General features: G+C 59.6%; 16 protein-coding genes. 4 read left to right on the top strand and 12 right to left on the bottom strand.

The window, feature by feature from the left end; all coding sequences use genetic code 11:
- The first annotated feature begins 2 nt into the window (after window positions 1-2).
- Window positions 3-698, top strand: coding sequence for a hypothetical protein (locus ACQY1P_RS03700; RefSeq protein WP_113165051.1), 696 nt, complete (start codon window positions 3-5; stop codon window positions 696-698).
- A gap of 237 nt (window positions 699-935) precedes the next feature.
- On the opposite strand, the gene ACQY1P_RS03695 is transcribed toward ACQY1P_RS03700, so the two are convergent.
- The 8 genes from ACQY1P_RS03695 to ACQY1P_RS03660 all read right to left on the bottom strand — a co-directional run bounded on the left by ACQY1P_RS03695 (window position 936) and on the right by ACQY1P_RS03660 (window position 11,463).
- The gene (locus ACQY1P_RS03695) at window positions 936-2,483 is read right to left on the bottom strand and encodes a cryptochrome/photolyase family protein (RefSeq protein ID WP_325264384.1); all 1,548 of its coding nucleotides are present in this window, start codon (window positions 2,481-2,483) and stop codon (window positions 936-938) included.
- 319 nt (window positions 2,484-2,802) lie between these two features.
- A complete protein-coding gene (locus ACQY1P_RS03690; RefSeq protein ID WP_113165151.1) occupies window positions 2,803-5,238 on the bottom strand; it encodes a PAS domain-containing protein in 2,436 nt (811 codons plus the stop codon).
- Window positions 5,239-5,826: 588 nt separating this feature from the next.
- Window positions 5,827-6,189, bottom strand: coding sequence for a response regulator (locus ACQY1P_RS03685; RefSeq protein WP_162237932.1), 363 nt, complete (start codon window positions 6,187-6,189; stop codon window positions 5,827-5,829).
- Between the two features lie 122 nt (window positions 6,190-6,311).
- Window positions 6,312-8,183 carry an ABC transporter ATP-binding protein/permease gene (locus ACQY1P_RS03680; RefSeq protein WP_062458656.1) on the bottom strand — a complete coding sequence of 624 codons (1,872 nt, stop codon included), beginning with the start codon at window positions 8,181-8,183 and terminating at the stop codon, window positions 6,312-6,314.
- Between the two features lie 474 nt (window positions 8,184-8,657).
- Complete coding sequence (locus ACQY1P_RS03675) at window positions 8,658-9,113, bottom strand: RpiB/LacA/LacB family sugar-phosphate isomerase (RefSeq protein WP_062460374.1); 456 nt, start codon at window positions 9,111-9,113, stop codon at window positions 8,658-8,660.
- Between the two features lie 12 nt (window positions 9,114-9,125).
- Complete coding sequence (locus ACQY1P_RS03670; RefSeq protein ID WP_062458658.1) at window positions 9,126-9,896, bottom strand: triose-phosphate isomerase; 771 nt, start codon at window positions 9,894-9,896, stop codon at window positions 9,126-9,128.
- A complete protein-coding gene (locus tag ACQY1P_RS03665; RefSeq protein WP_062458661.1) occupies window positions 9,893-10,672 on the bottom strand; it encodes a DeoR/GlpR family DNA-binding transcription regulator in 780 nt (259 codons plus the stop codon). Before ACQY1P_RS03665 ends, ACQY1P_RS03670 begins: the two co-directional genes overlap by 4 nt.
- A 110-nt stretch (window positions 10,673-10,782) precedes the next feature.
- A complete protein-coding gene (locus ACQY1P_RS03660; RefSeq protein WP_092664351.1) occupies window positions 10,783-11,463 on the bottom strand; it encodes a GntR family transcriptional regulator in 681 nt (226 codons plus the stop codon).
- Between the two features lie 169 nt (window positions 11,464-11,632).
- Here ACQY1P_RS03660 and ACQY1P_RS03655 point away from each other — a divergent pair, with 169 nt between their 5' ends.
- From ACQY1P_RS03655 to ACQY1P_RS03645, 3 genes are all read left to right on the top strand, one after another.
- Window positions 11,633-12,670 (top strand): 4-hydroxythreonine-4-phosphate dehydrogenase PdxA, encoded by a 1,038-nt coding sequence (locus ACQY1P_RS03655; protein ID WP_430252943.1) that lies wholly within the window; start codon window positions 11,633-11,635, stop codon window positions 12,668-12,670.
- A 164-nt stretch (window positions 12,671-12,834) separates the two neighbouring features.
- The gene (locus ACQY1P_RS03650) at window positions 12,835-13,773 is read left to right on the top strand and encodes a sugar phosphate isomerase/epimerase family protein (protein WP_430252941.1); all 939 of its coding nucleotides are present in this window, start codon (window positions 12,835-12,837) and stop codon (window positions 13,771-13,773) included.
- Window positions 13,774-13,784: 11 nt separating this feature from the next.
- Window positions 13,785-15,497 (top strand): dihydroxyacetone kinase family protein, encoded by a 1,713-nt coding sequence (locus ACQY1P_RS03645; protein ID WP_430252939.1) that lies wholly within the window; start codon window positions 13,785-13,787, stop codon window positions 15,495-15,497.
- Between the two features lie 22 nt (window positions 15,498-15,519).
- On the opposite strand, the gene ACQY1P_RS03640 is transcribed toward ACQY1P_RS03645, so the two are convergent.
- From ACQY1P_RS03640 to ACQY1P_RS03625, 4 genes are all read right to left on the bottom strand, one after another.
- Window positions 15,520-16,248: a sulfite exporter TauE/SafE family protein gene (locus tag ACQY1P_RS03640; RefSeq protein WP_430252937.1), complete on the bottom strand. Its 729-nt coding sequence runs from the start codon at window positions 16,246-16,248 to the stop codon at window positions 15,520-15,522.
- 86 nt (window positions 16,249-16,334) lie between these two features.
- A complete protein-coding gene (locus ACQY1P_RS03635) occupies window positions 16,335-17,717 on the bottom strand; it encodes an NAD(P)H-dependent oxidoreductase (RefSeq protein WP_430252935.1) in 1,383 nt (460 codons plus the stop codon).
- Window positions 17,718-17,761: 44 nt separating this feature from the next.
- The gene (locus ACQY1P_RS03630) at window positions 17,762-19,276 is read right to left on the bottom strand and encodes a tripartite tricarboxylate transporter permease (RefSeq protein ID WP_092664340.1); all 1,515 of its coding nucleotides are present in this window, start codon (window positions 19,274-19,276) and stop codon (window positions 17,762-17,764) included.
- A 17-nt stretch (window positions 19,277-19,293) separates the two neighbouring features.
- Window positions 19,294-19,788 (bottom strand): tripartite tricarboxylate transporter TctB family protein, encoded by a 495-nt coding sequence (locus ACQY1P_RS03625; RefSeq protein WP_062458685.1) that lies wholly within the window; start codon window positions 19,786-19,788, stop codon window positions 19,294-19,296.
- Between the last annotated feature and the right edge of the window lie 18 nt (window positions 19,789-19,806).

The following is a 19,806-nucleotide window of genomic DNA, read 5'->3' as shown; positions in this document are numbered from 1 at the left end:
GAATGACGCGGCGTGGTCGCAGACCGCTTCTCATCGGAGCGGTCGTCCTGCTCTGCATGGGAAGCCTGGCGATCTCGGTGACACAGATCTCACGCTACGCCCGGTTCGGGACCATGCGACACATCGCGGCCCAGATTGAACGCGACAAACCGGTCTCGCGGGAGTTGCTCGAAGGAACTCTACCGCAGATGAGACTGCTTCTCAGAGACGATGTTTGCCAAAGCGAGTTCGTCAAAGCAGCTGTAACGGTTACGCTCTTCCGGCTGGATACACAAAGCCCGGATGTCGATTACGACAACTGGTCGAGCGCGCTTGGGGAGGCAGAGACCGTGGTTCGCTTTGCGCTTCACTGCCTCCCGAGTGATGGAAACTTCTGGGTCCGGTATGCGATGGTCAGGCAAGCGGTCGGGGAACAGCCAGAGGAAATCGCAAAGCTCGTCACGCTGTCACAGCTTTACGCCCCCGCAGAAGAAAACACGATTGCGGCGCGGTTCCGCTTGTACAACCGCCTGACGAAGCCGAGCCTTACCCTCGCGGCAGCACCGCTGAAAGCGGATCTTGCGGTGGTATGCTCCTTGAAAGGCGCTGCCCTGCGGCGGCGTTTGCCTTTGGCGAACCCAGTCCTTGCCCGTGAGGTCCAATCTTACGCGCAAGATTGTCAACTCGGTCGATCGTTGCGCGACAAAACGGGGAGATAGGTTCGGCCACCCAGCCGGGCGTCAGATCGTTCGAGAACGGTCGGTCGCGACCAGTTCTCGAAGGAACAAGTGAACCCGGTTCGCCTCCGCCCTGTTTTTCCTTCCGAGAGCGGAGGACCATTCCGCATGATCCCGGCTCACTCTTGCGGGTAGAGACACGGAACCCGTCAGCGATCGGGTCCATTCATTCTGCGGGGCGCTCCTTAGATGCTCCGTCGCCGGCCTATTTCCACACGGTCAAACACGGCTTCCGTCATCCAGTTTCCCGAGAAATGCAGAAGCACTGCTGCGATAGGCCTGCTGCGTTCCTGCCGACATCCGTCGCCATGACGCATACATCTGCGCCAAACGGTGGTTGCCCGACAGTGACTCGGCATTACGGGCGAGGAAATCCCAGTACAAGGCATTGAAGGGACAGGCTTTCTCGCCAGTTTTCTGCGACACGTCATACCGGCAGCTTTCGCAGTAATTGGACATACGAGAAATATACGCGCCGCCTGCGGCGTATGGCTTGGAGGCCATAAACCCACCGTCGGCAAACTGACTCATTCCGATCACATTGGGCAGTTCAACCCATTCGTAGGCGTCGGCATAGACTTCCAGATACCAGCGATGGACCGCGTAGGGATCAAGACCTGCCAGCATCGAGAAATTTCCGACCACCATCAGACGCTGGATATGATGCGCGTAGGCATGGGTAATCGTGTGTTTGATCACTGTGGACATGCAGGCCATGTCCGTTTCACCGCTCCAGAAAAAGTCCGGCAGGGGACGGGATGCGGCGAAGAAATTGCTTGTCTCGTATCCCGGCATTTTCAGCCAATAGATGCCGCGGATATATTCGCGCCAGCCGATGATTTGGCGGATGAAAGCCTCGACCGCATTCAGCGGCGCGTGTCCTTCGAAATACGCGCGCTCCGCAGCCCGGCATAGTGCGAGCGGATCGAGCAGTCCAACATTGATGTAGAAGGAGAGAAGCGCGTGGTTCAGGAACGGCTCTTCGGCCAGCATCGCGTCCTGCGTTTCGCCGAAATTCGGTAGGAAATCGCGGATGAATCCATCGGCTGCCTTCTCCGCATCGGTGCGGGTCACTGCAAACGAGAAATTCTCCGTCGAACCCATATTGTTCGGGAACGTGCGCTCGACGAGCGCAAGAACCTCCTGCGTTGCTGCGTCGGGCGGAAAGACATGATGCTTCGGGCGAAACAGGTCGGGTTTGGCAGGTTTGCGATTTTCACTGTCGAAATTCCACCGGCCACCTTCGGGGTGGTCACCGTTCATCAACAGGCCGGTCTTGCGCCGCATGTCCCGATAGAAATACTCCATCGTCAGAGCCTTGCGGTCCTTGGCCCAGGCTTTGAACTCCGTCGTCGAACAGATAAACCGCGTGTCCTGCCGCACCTCTACCGGCAGATTTACCAAACCTTGCCAGTCTTCCATGGCCGAAAGAACGCGCCACTCGGCAGCTTCGGTGACGATGATCGATCGGGGTGACGTCTCTGCAATCGCGCGCAAAAGCTCGGTCGTGAAGGAGCCTGAATTGTCGCGATCATCAAGCCGCACGTACCGGACGCAGAAGCCTTTCGCACGCAGCTCATCGGCAAAATGGCGCATTGCGGAAAAGATGAAGGCGAGTTTCAGTTTGTGATGCTCGACATAGGTCGCCTCCTCCACCACCTCGCACATCAGGACCATATCCTGCGTGGGATCGGCACCCTCAAGGCTCGATACCGACAAGGATAGCTGATCGCCAAGAATGAAAATGAGGTTGCGGGTTGGATTCACGGCTCCTTTGATCCTCTCCTATAGTGACGGATACCGTGCCTTTCCGCCAAACCCCTGCAAGAGCAGAGGTCGGGATCGAAGAGGGAGCATGTCGATCTTGTCTATCCGGTGAATGCCGACGGGGTCGAAGCGTTGCATTGCTATACGCGAAAATCACAGGCCAATGATGACGGCGCGAGTGTACGCGCCGCCGCCTCCCATTTCGCTCGTCGATTGTCCATTCTCTGATCGGACCGCGAGCTGTGCGCAGACAGGCTTGCCCGTCGGTCCAGCCCCGAGTTCGAACGCTTCTCACGCCGCCCCGCTTTATTCGCGAAGGCTACTGGTCCAGCACCTTCCGTATTTTATCGGCAAGCTGATCGAGGCTGAAGGGTTTTTGCAAGAGGTGCGTTCCCCCCTCCAGCACGCCGTTATGGACAACGGCGTTGCGGGTGTAGCCAGTCGTATAGAGAATATTCAATTCCGGCATCAGAACCTTGGCGGCGTCGGCCAATTCTCGGCCTGTCATCCCCGGCATCACGACATCTGTAAACAACAAGGTCGGCTTGAGACCTGCCCTGATCAAGGTGAGCGCCTGCTCGCCCGATGCGGCTTCGACGACGGTGTATCCCAGTTCCCGAAGCGCCTCGGTGGAGAAAACGCGCACGCGCTGGTCGTCCTCTACGACAAGGATCGTCTCGGAAACGCTGCCCCGGCCCGGCTGCTTGACGACGCCCTGGATGTTTACGGGGGCTTCAACCTCACCGTGATGCCGCGGCAGGTAGATCTTGATAGATGACCCGACGCCCTCTTCCGAATAAATTTTGACGTGCCCGCTCGACTGCCTGACGAAGCCGAAGATCTGGCTTAGTCCCAGACCCGATCCCTTGCCGACCTCCTTGGTGGTGAAAAACGGATCGAAAGCCTTCGCCATAACCTCGGGCGTCATCCCCGTTCCGGTATCCGATACGGCAATCATGACATATTGCCCGGCTGCCACTGCATTGTCCTGCGCGTATTCGTCGGAAAGATACGAGTTTGCGGTTTCGACCGTCAGGTTGCCGCCGCGGGGCATGGCATCGCGGCCATTCACGGCGAGGTTGAGAATGGCGTTTTCCAGCTGACTGCTGTCGGCATAGACTTTCCACAGTCCGGCCGCCAAGACGGTTTCCACGGAAACATGCTCTCCGAGCGTGCGGGTCAGCAATTCCGACATTCCGGCAATCATGCGATTGGGGTCGATCACCTCCGGCTGAAGCGGTTGCCGTCGCGAGAAAGCGAGCAGGCGGTGCGTCAGCGACGCAGCTCTCGTTGCGCCATCCTTTGCGGCCTCGATGTAGCGGCCGACATCGACCTCACCGCGCGCCAACCGCTTTTCGAGCAGGCTGATCGAACCCAGTATGACGGCCAGCATATTGTTGAAGTCATGCGCGATGCCGCCCGTGAGCTGACCAACGGCTTCCATTTTCTGCGCCTGGCGCAACTGGTCCTGCGCGTCGACCAGCTTCGCGGTTCTTTCTTCTACTTCACGCGCCAGTTGCTCGCGGGACTTCGACAGAATATCGCGTGCATCGACGATGTCCTGGATATCGGTGCATGTCCCGAACCAGCGGCTGATTTCGCCATCCTCCTTCCGCACAGGCTGCGCGCGGCCGAGAACCCATCGATAGTTACCGCTACGATGTCGGAGGCGGTACTCGATGTGGTAGGGCTCTCCTGTGACGAGGCTGCGACGCCAGGTGGACCAGGCGCGATCCTGATCGTCAGGGTGGAATACGCCGTTCCATTCCTCGCCGTCTGTCGAGCCTTGCGGGACGCCCGTGAAGTCGTACCAACGCTGGTTGTAATAATCGTGGTGGCCGTCGGGTTGCGTGGCCCAGATCATCTGGTCGATCGAATTGGTGATCGCACGGAAGCGTTCCTCGCTCTCCCGCAGCGCGATTTCGACAACGCGGCGATCGGTGATGTCAAATGACACACCCGGAAACCGCAATGGTGTACCGTCCGGCGCAAGCGTGACGCGGCCTTGGGCAGTCACCCACCGGACGGAACCATCGGCGTCGACGAGCCGGTATTCCTGCGAAAATATAGTGCCCGTCTTCAGCGCTTCGTCGATCGCGGATTGAAGGGCCGGCAGATCATCGGGATGAACCAGACGGAAAAAAGCACCAATCGGAGCGCCGCTGGCGGCAACGCTCCGCTCAACGCCGTAGATCTTGGCAAATCGCGCGTCGGCCACCACGCTGTCGTTCGGGATGTCCCAGTCCCACGTCCCGACAGTTTCTGAGGCGCCGAGTGCGTATTCCAGTCGCTCTTCGCTCGCCCGCAACGCCCGTTGCGCAGAGAGGCGGGCGGTCGTCTCGGTACCTTGGTTGAAAACCCCGACGACACGACCTTCCGCCGAAAAGATCGGTGCGAAGCTGTAGTCCCAATGCGTATGCTGAACGCGTCCGCCGCGAAGCATCGGCAGCATTTGATCGGCCACACGAAAACCCTTGCCCGTCTCGACGACGGCCATGAGTTGCGGTTTTATGATATCCCAGATGTCCGCCCAGACGGTCGACGCGGGGCGGCCCAATGCCCACGGGTGTTTCTCTCCAGCGATCGGCGACCACGCATCGTTATAAAGGAGACGCATTTCGTCTCCCCAGTAGATGGCAGTTGGCAGATCGGTATTGAGGCACAAGGCCAGCGTGGTCTGCAGCTCTATCGGCCAGTCCTCGATAGGTCCTAAGCTGGTTGTGCTCCAATCGACCGCGCGAATCCGCGAAGCCATTTCGCCTTCTATCTCTGAAAGGATCTGCATCACGTCAGAGGCTCACTGGCTGTTCGGCACATGAAGGCTACGCTCATTTCAGTTTAATGGCTTCAGTCTGGAGATCGGGTCTAACAGAAAACGTGAGGGGTGGGGAGACGGTGTTTGACCCGTGGAGGATAGTGGCCACAGTCTGTGTTCAACCTCTAAGGCGAAGCGTTGTATCCGCAGAATATTCCCGAGAAGCCGGTCTTCTTGCGCAACTGCTGTGTCCAGAAAAACCAAAGGCGGCGTCTTGCCGGACCGGTATGAGTCAGCGAGCCCTCGGTACGGCGCAAGAGGTCACCGAATTAACCACACCGCCAAAAGACCAACAGCGACGACTGTTGTTGCGGCACCGTAGCCGTAAAACGATTCAAGCAATTTGCGGTGCATGGGTTTCGTATCTCCATCCCGTGCGTCGGACGGGGCCCCGGTCATTGTCATTTATGCAAAGGTCTCAGTCGAATTCGTCGCCTCAAGCGATCTCGCGTCGTAACGCAGACGCGGAGTCATCCCTTGGTCGCTCTGCAAAACGTCGTTTGTGCGAAATGGTTCCATGAGAGCATGTCAAAGCATACACTCTCTGATCGTCTGGAGAAGTACGCCCGGCCCATGGGGTTTCGGGATAAAACGTTCTGCGAACGTAAGCTCGGATTGTTGAAGCGTCCAGTTTCCCGACGTGAGGATGATCCGGATCGGTGGCCATCTATCGCGCACCATCCGAGCGAGTTCCACACCTTCACCCTCGGCAAAAAGGTCGATATCCGTCAGCAGAAGTTGGATATCGAAGTTGCTCTCCAGGATGTCGATGGCTTGGGCTGCATCGACCGCGGCAAACACCTCGTACCCGGCATCCTGCAACTCCTCCACCAATATGAATCGGAGGACGGGCTCATCTTCAACGACGAGAATAACTCCGGCTTGGCTCATTTTGGACCTCGGCATCACATTCTCTGTACGTTACCGTACAATTGAACATTTTGGCGAGGCATCAGTTCCGACTTTTACACAGGGCGTTGCCTGAATCTGAGCCGAACTCTCATTCACATCCTCTACGGCTTGATGATGGGGCGAACGAGAAGTCGCGACAAGACGTTTCGGCCGCGTGTGTAAGGCGCGAGATCGACGTCGCTAACCAGCCTTGCCCCGCCCTCCCGGCGCTCGAGCGTGATCTTCCGGCTGTGAAACTGTTCGAGCTCTACGCGGTGTGCCACGCTCAGGATTGTGGCATTGGGCAGCTCGTCGATCATCATCTCCATGATTTTGTCCTGCGTCTTTTCGTCGAGAGCGGAGGTGGCTTCATCAAGGACAATGATGTCAGGGTCGTTGAGGAGAAGCCGGGCAAACGCCAACCTCTGCTTCTCTCCTCCTGACAGCGTGTGGTCCCATGGCGCTTCGTCCTCGATCCTGTCGCGCAGGTGCCCGAGCCCGACTTTGTCGAGGGCAACATGGATTTCTTCTGCCGACCACGTGTCTGCCGGTTTCGGGTAGGCGACGGCGCGACGCAGGGTGCCCGAGGGGATGTATGGTTTCTGGGGTAGCATGAACAGTTCCTGGCCCTTGCGGAAGTTGACACTTCCTTCTCCCCATGGCCACAGCCCCGCAATGGCTCGCACCAGCGTACTCTTGCCCGAACCGGATTCACCCGCCACGAGGACGCGTTCGCCGGGCCCGATCTCCACCTGCGTTTCCTTGACAACGGCAGTGCCGTCGCCAAGCGAGACGGAGACCTCGTTCAGGCTGAGCATGGTGTCGCCCTCAGTTTCGCCATGCTTGATCCGTCCGACAGTTTCATTCTGTTCGGCCTGTTCCAGACCATCAAGTGAAACCATCAGCGAGGCTACGCGACGGGCGCAGGCATTCCAGTCGGCGAGACGGGGATAGTTGTCGACCAGCCATCCAAACGCACCTTGAACGATTGTGAATGCCGATGCCGCCTGCATGACCTGACCCAGTGACATGCTGCCATCGAGGAACTTTGGGGCACAGAGCAGGACCGGAACGACCGGTGCAATGAGCATCGATCCGTGCGAGACCAAGGACGTGCGCATATATTGCCACGCAAGCAGACGCCACTGCTGACGGACATTAGCGAAGGTCCGATCGAGATCGTTGCGCTCTTCCTCTTCGCCGCCCAGCAGCGCGATGCTCTCGCCGTTTTCGCGCACGCGGGTCAGAGTATAGCGGAATTCGGCCTCCACTTGGTTCTTATTCTCGGACACTTTCACAAAGTTCCGGCCGATGACCGCGATCGAACTCGATGTGATGATGGCATAGACGACCGCCGCAATCACGAGGAAGCCGGGTATGGTGACGTAATTTCCGGCGATCGGAATGGTCAGCGCGCCACCGATCGTCCACAGGACGACGATGAAGGTCGACGCCGACACGAAAGCCGAAATCACCCCTGACGTGAAATCCACGGGCGATTCCGTCGCGATCCGCATATCCTCGGAGATGCGGGCCTCCGGGTTCTGGTGATCGCCTCCGATCAGGTTCAGCTGGTAGTAGCGTCCATTCGTAAGCCACCGCGAGATCAATGATTTCGTGAGCCACGAGCGCCAGCGGCGCTGCATCAGCATGCGCAGATAGACCTGCGAACTGACGAGCGCGACGCTTCCAAGCACGAGGGGCGGAAACAGAAGGCCTAGCGAATAGACCTGATCGGCATTCCGCTGCTCGATCGCATCGAATAGTCCGCGGTTCCAGACGTTGATACCATACTGGAAAGCGACGTTGACACCGATGAGCGCGAGAAGCGTTATCGAGCATACCCAGGCGATCTTGTCGCCATCGCGACCCCAGTAGCCGCGAGCGCTGACCCAGAAACGTTTGAGAAGATAGGCGCGTCGTGCCTGTTCTGCCTGTTCCGGGGTAAGGGTGGCGGCTGTTGCGCCTGGCTTGGTCGAGGTGGTTTCTGACATTGACACTCCGGTCGAGATCGTCCGCTGGGCAGCGCACTTAGAAACTGTAGAAAGATTGACGGAAACGGAAAGCAGGTGGGGTAGGTGTGGCCTATGCCTGCGGATCGAATGGCGCGGCTAAAGCGACAAGCTGCGCTGCGGCCATCGCTCTCGTGTCAAACATGATTTGCTTTGCTGGAGTGCCAAAGTGGCGTTGTGCGAAAACGCTATGTTCAATCATCGTTTCTCCTCCCCTGATACCCGCAGGTGGCGCAGAAACGTAGTTTGGAACATTAAGGTTCCTACCGCCGGAAAGACGATAGACACTAGGATTTTTGAGGGGTGTGGGGACTAGGTTTCCAGTCGCCCGTAGGCCTGACCGTTGAGCGAGCTTCGACGGGGTATGGCCGCGGAAAAGGACACGTGAATCTTGTGTCGACATCTGTCAGTCGGGGAGGAGGGCGTGACCGGACATTGTCCGGTCACGGAAAAGGTTCAGCGGGCGTTGTACTTCCCGTCTACCTCGTTGATCGCCTGGACATTTCCGGCCGAGCGACCGTTCTCGTCAAAAGTCTGCGCCAGAAAGGCGTCCGCAATCGCCTTGGCCAGTTCGGTGCCGATCACGCGGGCGCCCATGGTAATGATCTGGGCGTTGTTGGAGAGGGCGGCGCGTTCAGCCGAATAGGTATCATGTGTCAGTGCGGCGCGGATGCCGGGGACCTTGTTGGCCGAGATGCAGACACCGATGCCGGTTCCGCAAACCAGGATGGCCTTGTCATAGGTGCCGTCGATGACACCGGAGGCGACCCGGTCGGAAAGCGTCGCGTAGAACGCATCGGGACCGGCATCGGTACGCGATACTTCGTGCACGTCGAAACGGTCCTTCAGATGATCAGCGAGAACCTTTGCCAGGCCTTCGCCGGCGCTGTCTCCTGCAATTGCAAGCTTCATGGTCATGTCTCCTCAGAGTTTGGCGGCACATTTTGCCAGGATGTCGAGATAGCCCTCGGCATTCCAGGCGGAACGGCCAATGAAGAGCCCGTCGATATGAGGGCTCGAAATCAGTTCTTCGCAATTGCCGGGATTGACCGACCCGCCATAGAGGCAGGGGATGCGGCGTCCAAGGATGGACTGCGCCACATCAATGATCTCGGCATGGCGGGCGGATGCGTAATCTGCGGTGGCGGGAATGCCATTCTCGCCGATCGCCCAGACCGGTTCGTAGGCGAGCAGGATCTCGGCATTCTTCTGGTCGCCCGACAGTTTGGAAAGGGCACCGCGAACCTCATCCGCAAGGACCTGCTGTGCGTTGCCGCTATCGCGATCAGCGAGCGTCTCTCCGATGCAGATCAGCGGGATGAGCCCGTGGCGAACCGCTGCTTCGGTTTTCAGCCCGACTGTTTCATTCGTCTCGCCGAAATGCTCGCGCCGCTCGGAATGGCCGAGCTCGACGATGTCGAGCTTGCAGTCCTTCAGCATCAGCGGCGAGATCTCGCCGGTCCAGGCACCCTGATCAGCCCAGTGCATGTTCTGCGCGCCGACCTTGACGGAGGTTCCGGCAAGGGCAGCCTTGACCTCGCGCGTGGCGGTAAATGGCGGAATGACAAATCGCTGGATGCGCGAATCCCTGTCTTCATCAGCTGCCTTCACGGCAGCCGCGAATTCCAGAGCTTCGGCAAGCGTCTTGTTCATCTTCCAGCTGGTGCCGATCCAGAAGCTTGGCGATGTGGTCATGGATGTGATCCTCCCGACGATGCGATGGTCAGTGTGACGCCCGTGTCTTCGATGTCTCGAAGCAGTTGGGCCTCAGGCTGATGGTTGGTGATGACGGCGTCGAATTGATCGAGACCGGCGAGGACATGTAGCGCCGTTTGGCCAATCCGCTCGTGGTTGACGAGCAGGTAAGCGCGCGCCGACGATGCCATCATCGCCCGTTTAACCCGGATCACGGCGTCGTCCATGTGATAGGCCTGCCCCGATGCGACGGCCGGGGTTGAGATGAACGCAACGTCAGCTCGCAGCCGCGATAAAGCCTCTTCCGTGACCACGCCGAAGAATGCGTTGAACTTGGGCGAATAGACGCCGCCGAGGGCGATCAGCGTGATGCCGGTCTCGGTTTTCAGCCGCTCCATGACGGCCGCGTTGTTGGTGATAACCGTCAGCGGACGTTTGTCGGCCAGTGCCTCGCCGAGCACGGCCGCCATCGATCCGTCATTGACCATGACGGTCATGCCGGGTTCGACCAGATCGACAGCTGCCTTGCTGATGGCGTGCTTGGCGGCATGATCCTGACGTTCGCGGATCCGAAAATCGCTCTCGAACTGGGTACCTGCGTCGATCGTTGCGCCGCCGCGCACTTTGCGAAGCACCCCTGCCTGCTCAAGCTCGTCCAGATCACGGTGAACGGTCATCTTGGAGATGGCAAAAAGCTCCGCCAGATCATCGAGATCGACGGTTCGCTTTTCGATCAGCAGATTGATGATCCGTTGGTGTCGTTCTTCGCGCTTCATCCGAGACCGTCCGCGTGGGATGAAACGGATATAACACCTATATTGTTATAATCAACATTATGGATGTGATTTTGTGGCAGCCATGTTGGCTCTGGAGATTTCGACTTGCGCTATATCGCGTCTTTGACGCGCTGCCACGCATTGAGCAAATGAAGCCCCAATACCTTGGACAAGGTTTCTCCGTCCCGCGCTTCGAGCGCGACGATCATCTCCTCATGCTCGGCCATGGCCGCCGACCACTTGTCCGGACCCTCGTGGCCGATGAACCGGATTCTCTTCAAGCGCGACTGCAGTTGCGCTTGAACGCTGCTAAGTGCCTGGTTGTCCGCGATCCGACAGATTTCGGTATGGATGGCCTGGTTGAGCTTGTAGTAGCGCAGGCGATCCTTCACGTCGTAGCAGGCCCGCATCTCGTCATGCAGTTGCCTGACCCGGGCGATATCGTCATCCGTCGCGGTCTCGCAGGCAAGGCTTCCGGCAAGCTCCTCCAGGTTCTTCAGAACGATGAGCATGTCGTGCACATCCTTGCCGCTGAACCTTTTGACGATCGCGCCGCGGCTTGGAATGAGTTCGACGAGCCCTTCGCTGGCAAGGTACTTGATCGCTTCCCGCAGCGGCGTGCGCGAAACGCCCAGCTGTTCGCCGAGCTGGCTTTCGTGCATCCGCGAACCGGGGGCAAGCTCTCCCTCGATGATCATGTCGCGCAACCGAGTGACGAGCGTGTCGTGCAAGGCCGTCCGCCGGATGGGGCCGGATGGCGAGACAGGCGATTCGGGCAGTGTATCACTCATTTTGAAAGCTCGATTTCTGGACCGCCGTGATGATCAAAGCGTCTCGCCAGGATTATACCAGAACCCGAACGGCACCAAACGTAAAAATGCTGCATACAAAATGCAAACGACTTGTCCTGCGATTCCGGATGGCTTAGAAACGTCCTCACCGAGGTAGGAGAATTGACCCATGGATATCACCCAGCATCACGATAGCCGTCCAACCATTGCGCTTGCGATGGGAGACCCGGCCGGTATCAGCCCCGAACTGACCGCACAGCTTCTGGCTTTGGATGACATCAGAGAGCAGGCCTATATCGTTGTGATCGGCGATCGGCGCATTCTCGATAAGGGCGCGCAGGAAGCAGGCGTTCAGCCAGATCTGATCTCGGCTTCGCTCGATGATCTTTCGGGTCTCGATCGCTCGAAGCACGCATTTATCGATTTGGGCCATCTCGCTCCGGAAGAGGTGGAGCGCGGCGAAGCGACGCTGGCCGGCGGCACGTTCGCCACGCGCAACTTCCGCACCGCCCTTGAGCTCGCCCATGCCGGAAAGGCCGATGCGGTCTGCTTCACGCCGTTCAACAAGAAGGCGATGCGCTTTGCCTATCCGGGCTACGATGACGAAATCCGTTTCGTCTCGGACGTTCTGTCGTTCACCGGCAAGATCCGCGAGTTCAACGTTCTCGAAAAGATCTGGAACGCACGTGTCAGCTCGCACATCCCGCTCAAGGAAGTGGCTGCCAACCTGTCCGTGGACCGGCTTCTGTCGGAACTCGAACTGACTGTTTCTTGCCTGAGGGCCGCCGGTATCGATGAGCCGCGCGTCGCGGTCGCCGGTCTCAACCCGCATGCGGGCGATGGCGGCAGCTTCGGAATGGAAGAAATCGAGATTATTGAACCCGCCGTTGCCGAAGCAAAGGCGCGCGGTTACGGCGTCGAGGGTCCGTTCCCGGCCGATACCGTGTTTCTTCGCGCCATGAAGGAAGGCTATCACGCCGTCCTCACCATGTATCATGACCAAGGTCAGATCGCCATGAAGCTGATTGGCTTCGACAAGGGCGTGACGATGATGGGTGGCCTGCCATTCCCGCTTTGCACGCCGGCTCATGGCACGGCCTATGACATCGCAGGCAAGGGAATAGCCGATATCGGCGCGACCCGTGAAGCGATCCTGCTTGCGACTCGTATGGCAAAGCGCCAGCGCCTGGCAGCACAGGCCGCGTGATCACTTGATCATAAATGACCGGCCGTGAATGGCCGGTCATCTCAGCCCGAGAGGACGCGGGCTTGGCGCATGTCGGTCGGCTTGAACGCCGGCTGCCAAATGTCAGAGTGTGCGGCTTCCCTGCGCCATCAAGAGCGCGGTGGCGTCGCGGTTGGAGGACGACAATGACAAGTTCAGCTCCCAAGTGGACGCGTGAGACCTGGCCGATCGCGGCCGCAATGATTCAATACCCCAATATGTTGCCGGACGGTCGTTCGGTTCAGGATCAGACCGTCGAGGAATGGGCCAAGACTGTCGCCGAAGTCGCAGATGCAGGCTTTACCGAACTCGATCCCACGGACAGCTGGCTCCGCGTCGCCGATCTTTCGGCTGATCGCCGTCGTGCGTTCTGCGAGGTCGTGAAAGATGCAGGGATGACCATCCCGGCAATCTCGACATCGCGGCGCAGCGTCATCGACGAGAAACACGGCGACGAGTATCTCGCCTACAGTCACCGCGTCATCGAGACTGCCGCCGAGATCGGTGCGCAGAGCGTTTCCTTCGGCTTTTTCGAACCGCTGACGGACAAGCAGAAAAGTGCATTGTGGTTCTGGACCGAACAGGGCGCCAAGAACCCGGATGACCCCGCAACGTGGAACAAGGCGGTGGCCCGCATAGCCGAACTCGGCAGGCACGCCGCAGAGGTCGGCATCGAGGTCTCCCTGGAAATGTACGAGGACACCTATCTTGGAACAGCGGACAGTTCTGTCCGCTTCGTTGAGGAAGTCGGTCTCGACAATGTCGGCATCAACGCCGATCTCGGCAATCTCATCCGTCTCCATCGGCCTGTCGAGCACTGGCTGCAAATGATGACGAAAGTCGCGCCTTTCGCCAAATACTGGCACGTCAAGAACTACATGCGAATCGAAGACGAGCAGGCGGGCCTCATCGCCAGCCACCCGGTTCCGCTCGAATCCGGCTTGATCAACTATCGCACAGCAATCAAGCTTGCGTTGGAACACGGCTTCAACAGCCCGTTCCTGTGCGAGCATTATGGTGGCGACGGCCTTTCCGTCAGCGCGACCAACCGCGACTATCTCCGGCGCATTCTGCCGCGTACTTGAGGACCGCTTAAATGACGACGATCTTTGATGCCCCAGACGAATTCGCCTCGACTGCGCTTGCCGGCTTTTGTCAGATCTATCCCAACCACGTACGCCTCATCACCAACGGTGTCGTGCGAGCCACGACTGTGCCTGATGGCAAGGTTTCGGTGGTTGTCGGCGGTGGCTCGGGTCATTATCCGGCTTTCGCGGGCTATGTCGGCCAGGGTATGGCCGATGCAGCGGTTGCAGGTGACGTGTTTGCGTCTCCATCGACGGCAGCGGTTGCACGTGTCTGCCGCCATGCCGACAATGGCGGCGGCATCATTCTCGGCTTCGGCAATTATGCAGGCGACGTGCTGAACTTCGGGGTCGCCGCAGAGCGCCTTCGTGCCGAAGGCATCGATGTGCGCATCATTGCCGTGACCGACGACGTTGCGAGTGCGTCGGCGGACGAACACGCCAAGCGCCGCGGCATCGCCGGCGACCTCATGGTCTTCAAGATCGCGGGAGCGGCGGCGGAAGCGGGGCTTTCGCTGGATGAGGTGGAGCGTATCGCCCGGCTTGCCAATGAGCGGACAGTGTCGTTCGGTGTCGCCTTTGCAGGCTGCACCCTTCCAGGTGCAAAGCAGCCGTTGTTCACGGTCCCCAAAGGCCGGATGGCACTCGGTCTCGGGATCCATGGCGAACCTGGCATCAGCGAGCAGGATATCGCGAGCGCGACGGATCTTGCAGATGTGCTCACGGACAAACTGCTGGCCGAAAGGCCGCAGGGCTGCACGCGCGTCGCGGCCATTCTCAACGGTCTCGGTTCGACGAAATACGAAGAACTCTTCGTGCTGTGGACCGCCGTCCAGAAGAAACTCACCGGGTCCGACCTTCAGATCGTCCTGCCGGAAGCCGGGGAATTCGTCACCAGCCTCGACATGCAGGGTTGCTCGCTGACGCTGACTTGGCTCGATGAAGAGCTTGAGCGCTATTGGGCGGCACCCTGCGATGCGCCGGCATTTCGTCGCGGACGGCCTGAAGTCGCTGAATTGCGCACCGATGTCATCACCGATGAGGAAGCTGCTCCGGTCATCCCGGCGGCATCCGAAGCGTCGCGAAAGTCGGCCGCCTGCATCTCGGATCTGTTTGCCAGGATTGCCGCCATGCTCACGGACAAGGAATCCGAGCTTGGACGCATCGATGCGATTGCCGGCGACGGCGACCATGGGCAGGGAATGCAGCGTGGTTCCGATGCCGCTGCTAAGGCGATGGCCGCTGCCGTATCGGCTGGCGCCGGCGCGCAGACGACGCTTGCGCTGGGCGGCGATGCCTGGGCTGACCGTGCCGGCGGCACATCAGGCGCGATCTGGGGATTGTTGCTGCGGTCGTGGAGCAGCGCACTGAGCGACAACGACGTGCCTGATGAAGCGGCGATTGCCGAAGGCGCGCGCAGGGCGCTCGATGCCGTCACCAGTCTCGGCCGCGCCCGTATCGGCGACAAGACGCTCGTGGATTCGCTTATTCCGTTCGTCGAGACGTTGACGGAGAAGACCGCGGCCGGCAAGTCCCTGCCGGAAGCCTTCAAGGCTGCAGCCGACGCTTCGAGCGCGGCTGCCGAAGCAACAGCTGCACTGACGCCGCGGCTCGGGCGTGCTCGTCCGCTTGCGGAAAAGAGCATCGGCCATCCGGATGCTGGCGCTGTATCGCTGTCCATGGTGGCGCAGCTTGCTGCCGGCTTTATCGCCGACCGCGGCTGACCCTGAGAAGGTCTGTTCGGTTTCAGCCGAACAGACCGACACATGTGAGCCACAGGCCGGATGCCAGGGTAATGGCATCCATCATCAGGCCAAACTTGCGCTCGGACATGCTGACGACATAGCGTTTTGCAAAGAACGTTCCGGCCATCAGTGACGAACCTATCACGAGACCGCTGATCACGAGATCATGGGTCAGCGCACCTGCCTGATAGAACGTCAGAAGCTTTGCCGCTTGTACGAAAATCGAGGCCGCTGCTTCCGTCGACAGGAAGGCGCCCTTGGTCAGCCCGAAGGCCATAAAGGCTGGAATGCTGAGTGGACCGGTGGATAGGAACACCCCGGTCAGAAACCCGATAACGGCACCGGCGATTGCCATTCCACTCAGCCCGATGGTCATGTTGCGGTGGCGAATGTATCGCCGGAACGGGACAAGCAGCATGATGAAGAGGCCGAGCAAAGTGCCGCTGACGGCTGCCGGCAGATGGACCAGGCTGACAGCGCCCAAGGACGCTGACGGCATGCCGGGGAGCGCATAAGCGAGAACGGCCCGCCAATTGACATGCCTGTGCCAAGCCATCACACGCGCGGCATTCGCCATCAGCCCGGCGATCGCCATGACGGGAATGGCGCGAGCGGGATCAAACATCGGAACAAGAACGGGCAGGAGAATGAGGCTGGCGCCGGTGCCGATCACCCCGCTCAGGCAACCGGCGACGAAACCTATGGCGCAGACGAGGATATAGGAGAGCAAGGCTTATCCTCGACGCAAGTTCGGCCACAGGGCCTTTGAGAGCGCGCGGCCAGCGTTCGCGCCGGCCGCGCATTGCCTTGGGAGGCTTAGAAGAATGCCTTGTCCTGCTCGCGCCGCAGTTCGAGCAATGCCGAGGTCTCATCGAGTTCGACATCGCCGCAAAGGATCGGTTGGCCCGCCCTGACCGCTCTCTTTAGGGTGCGATTGGCTGCCAGGTAGAAGGGAACGGCCCTGTCATCCGAGAGCGGGCCGGCCGGGATCATCCGCGCAGAAACGTTGACGATCGAGTGATGGTGGCCGCTTGCCGTCAGAATTGTTCCAGCTTCGATATCTGCATCCGCATGCGCGACGAGGTCGATCACCGGCCGCGGCTCGGCAGCACCACTGGAGACGCCGCGCAGGCCGACTTCCAGAATGCTCGTTGCAGCCTCGACGCCCAGAAGATGGCGTGGAATGTAGAGCATGGCGACATCGGCCTTGCGGCTCACGACATGGCCTTTTTCCGCCAGCATCTGCCAGGTCTCCGCGTCGTCGCAACGGACCGTCACGAAGACGCCGCCGGCAAAGCTCAATTCGCCGGGAAGCCGCAGGCAGTGGAAGACGTCGAGCACCTTTGGCGCGCCGAGAAATCCGCCGCTCGAACGCTCGGAAAAGAAATCTGCGACTTCGGTGATCCGCGCGATCGGAACGTGCAGGTCGGCCCGGTCGACCAGGAAGCCCGTGGCATTGGCAACCAGCGTCATTTCGCAAAGATCGGGAACAGCGCGCTGCGGAAACTCCGCTGCGATTTCCGATCGTCTTGCCGCGATGGTCGACAGGTCAAGCGTCGCCGGTTCGATCCAGTCGCCAAAATCAGGTGCAGACGCGGTCTTGCCGTTGGAGCTCAGCGTCTTCTGCTTGGGGTCGTAGACGAAATCGTATTCGCTGGCCTTGCCGGCGGCGATGACATCCAGTCCGAGCACTTCCGCCCAGGTGACCAGACCCATCAACAGGCTCGGCTGATCGCCATCGACCGGGGTCACGATGACATTGTTGTTGCGGGCGCGCAGCGCAAGGCCGGGACCGACGACGCTATCGACTTCCTTGGAGACGAGCGCGACATGCTTGCCCGCATCGATCGCAAGCCGGCAGTGTTTCGCCCCGGCTTCCGGATGACCGGTGGCTTCGACAACCACGGAGATCGGAAGGTCGAGGACGACGGAAAGGTCACCCGCCGCAATATAATGGCCGCTCTCCCAGGCCGTCTTCGCCTCGCTCGCGGTTGCGCATTGGGCAATCCTGGACGGATCGATCCCAAGGCCCCGCAGAACGTCTGTCGCGGTTTGCGCCTTCAGATCGACGGCAACGCGGGTGCTGATCAGCGGCGTCTTCAGGCTTTGCGCGATGAAACTGCGGCCGAAGCCGCCGGTGCCGACGATGCAGCATTCCACCGGCACGGACTCTGTGCCGAAATAGGTGTGATAGTTCATGGTGTTCCCCTCCTAAACCGAAACGAAAAAGGCGTGGGCGCGGCTTATGCCGCCGCGTCCACGTTCTTGTGGCTTCTGAGGTACTTGATGAACTTCAGGCTCTGCGGAATGATGAGAAGCGCGAGTGCCACTGTCATGATCGAGCCGACCAGATAGTTCGAGAAGAAGATCCCGAGCGATCCGTCGGAGGCGATCATCGACTGGTGGAACGAGCTTTCCGCCTTACTGCCGAGAACCATGGCGAGAACCAATGGTGCCAGCGGAAATTCCAGCTTGTTAAAGACGAAACCGACGACGCCGAAGATCAGTACGAGCCAGAGGTCGGAGGTCGAATTCGCCACCGTATAGGCGCCAACGAAGCAGATCGCCACGATCATCGGACCAATGATTGCAAACGGGATGCGAAGCAGCGCTGCAAAGAATGGAACGGTCAACAGGACCAGAATGACACCGACGAAGTTGGAGATATACATGCTGGCGATCAGGCCCCAGACGAAGTCTGGCTGCGTGGTGAAAAGCATCGGTCCCGGCGTCAGGCCCCAGATCATCAGGCCGCCCATCATAACGGCTGCGGTTGCAGAGCTTGGAACGCCAAGGGCAAGCATCGGCAGCATGGCGCAGGTACCGGCCGAGTGGTCGGCGGTTTCCGGTGCAACGATACCTTCGGGACGGCCGGTGCCAAACTTTTCGCCTGGCTTCGACCACTGACGTGCAAGACCATAGCTCATGAACGATGCTGCGGTCGGGCCACCGGGCGTGATGCCCATCCAGATCCCGACGGCAGACGAGCGCACGATCGTGGTGAAGTATTTCGGCAGCTCCAGCATGGTCTTGAAGACGTCGCGCGGGTCGATACGGGAGGCGACTCCGCGGAATTTCAGCCCGTCCTGAACGGTTGCCAGAAGTTCGCCGATCCCGAACAGACCGATGACGACGACCAGGAAGCTCACGCCGCTCAAGAGTGCTTCGATGCCGAATGTCAGGCGAAGCGATCCGGTAACGGTATCCATACCGACAGTGGACAGAAGAAGGCCGAGGCTGAGCGAGACGGCCGTCTTGATCGGCGAAGCGCTGCCCATCCCCACAAAGGCGCAGAAAGCGAGGAAATAGACGGCAAAATATTCAGCCGCGCCGAAACGAAGCGCGAAACGCGCTGCCCAAGTGGACAGAAGCGTGATGACGACGATACCGACGAAGGCGCCGATGCCGGCCGACATGAAGGCAAGCGTAAGCGCGCGGGTCGATTGCCCGGATCGCGCCATCGGATAACCATCGAAAGTGGTCGCCACCGAACTCGGCTCGCCGGGAATGTTGAAGAGGATCGAGGTCGTCGAGCCGCCGAACAGCGCGCCCCAATACATCGACGCCAGAAGGATGATCGCCGAGACCGGGTCCATTGTGAAGGTCAGCGGAATGAGCAGCGATACGCCGTTCGGAGCCCCGAGGCCGGGGAGGACGCCGACGATCAGCCCGAGAAGGACGCCGACGATCATCAGGGTGATGTGCATCGGCGTAAGTGCCGTCGCAAAGCCACCCATAAGCAGTTCAAAATTTTCCATGATCAAGCTCCGGGTGCTTAGTAAATGCCGAGCATTTCTTCGATCGGGCCCTTATGCAGCGGCACCTGGAACGCTTTTTCGAAGACGAAATAAAGCGCGATGGAGAAGACAACACCGATCAGGATCGCGATCCACGGCTTGTAGCCGCCGTTGCGCCAGGCAACGTAGAAGAGATACAGCGCCGTCCCGATATAGGTGCCGAGAAAGACCGTCACGATGACGAAGACGATCATCGGCAGAAGGAAGGAAAGAACCCTTCGCGTCTGTTCCGGCTCAAGGAACGTCTCGCGCATCTCCTCGCTGCCCATTTTCAACCTGAAAATGGCCTGGGCCGCGCTGGCAAAAGCCGCAACGATCAGGATGATGCCGACGTAAAACGGAAAGTAGCCCGGCATGGGGCCGGATTCACTCCAGCTGACGCCGAGTTCCAGGGCACCTGTTGCACCCAGCGCGCCGACGGCGGCAAGCGTGATGGCGGTGACGATCTCGACATGGAGTCGCTTGATACGCATGATTGATTTCCCTCGATC

Origin of the sequence: Neorhizobium sp. DAR64872/K0K18 (genome assembly GCF_050500175.1) — a bacterium.
In the GTDB taxonomy this organism is placed as follows: domain Bacteria; phylum Pseudomonadota; class Alphaproteobacteria; order Rhizobiales; family Rhizobiaceae; genus Neorhizobium; species Neorhizobium soli.
The sequence above is the reverse complement of the archived record's forward strand: the minus strand, read 5'-3'. Positions and strand labels throughout refer to the sequence as shown.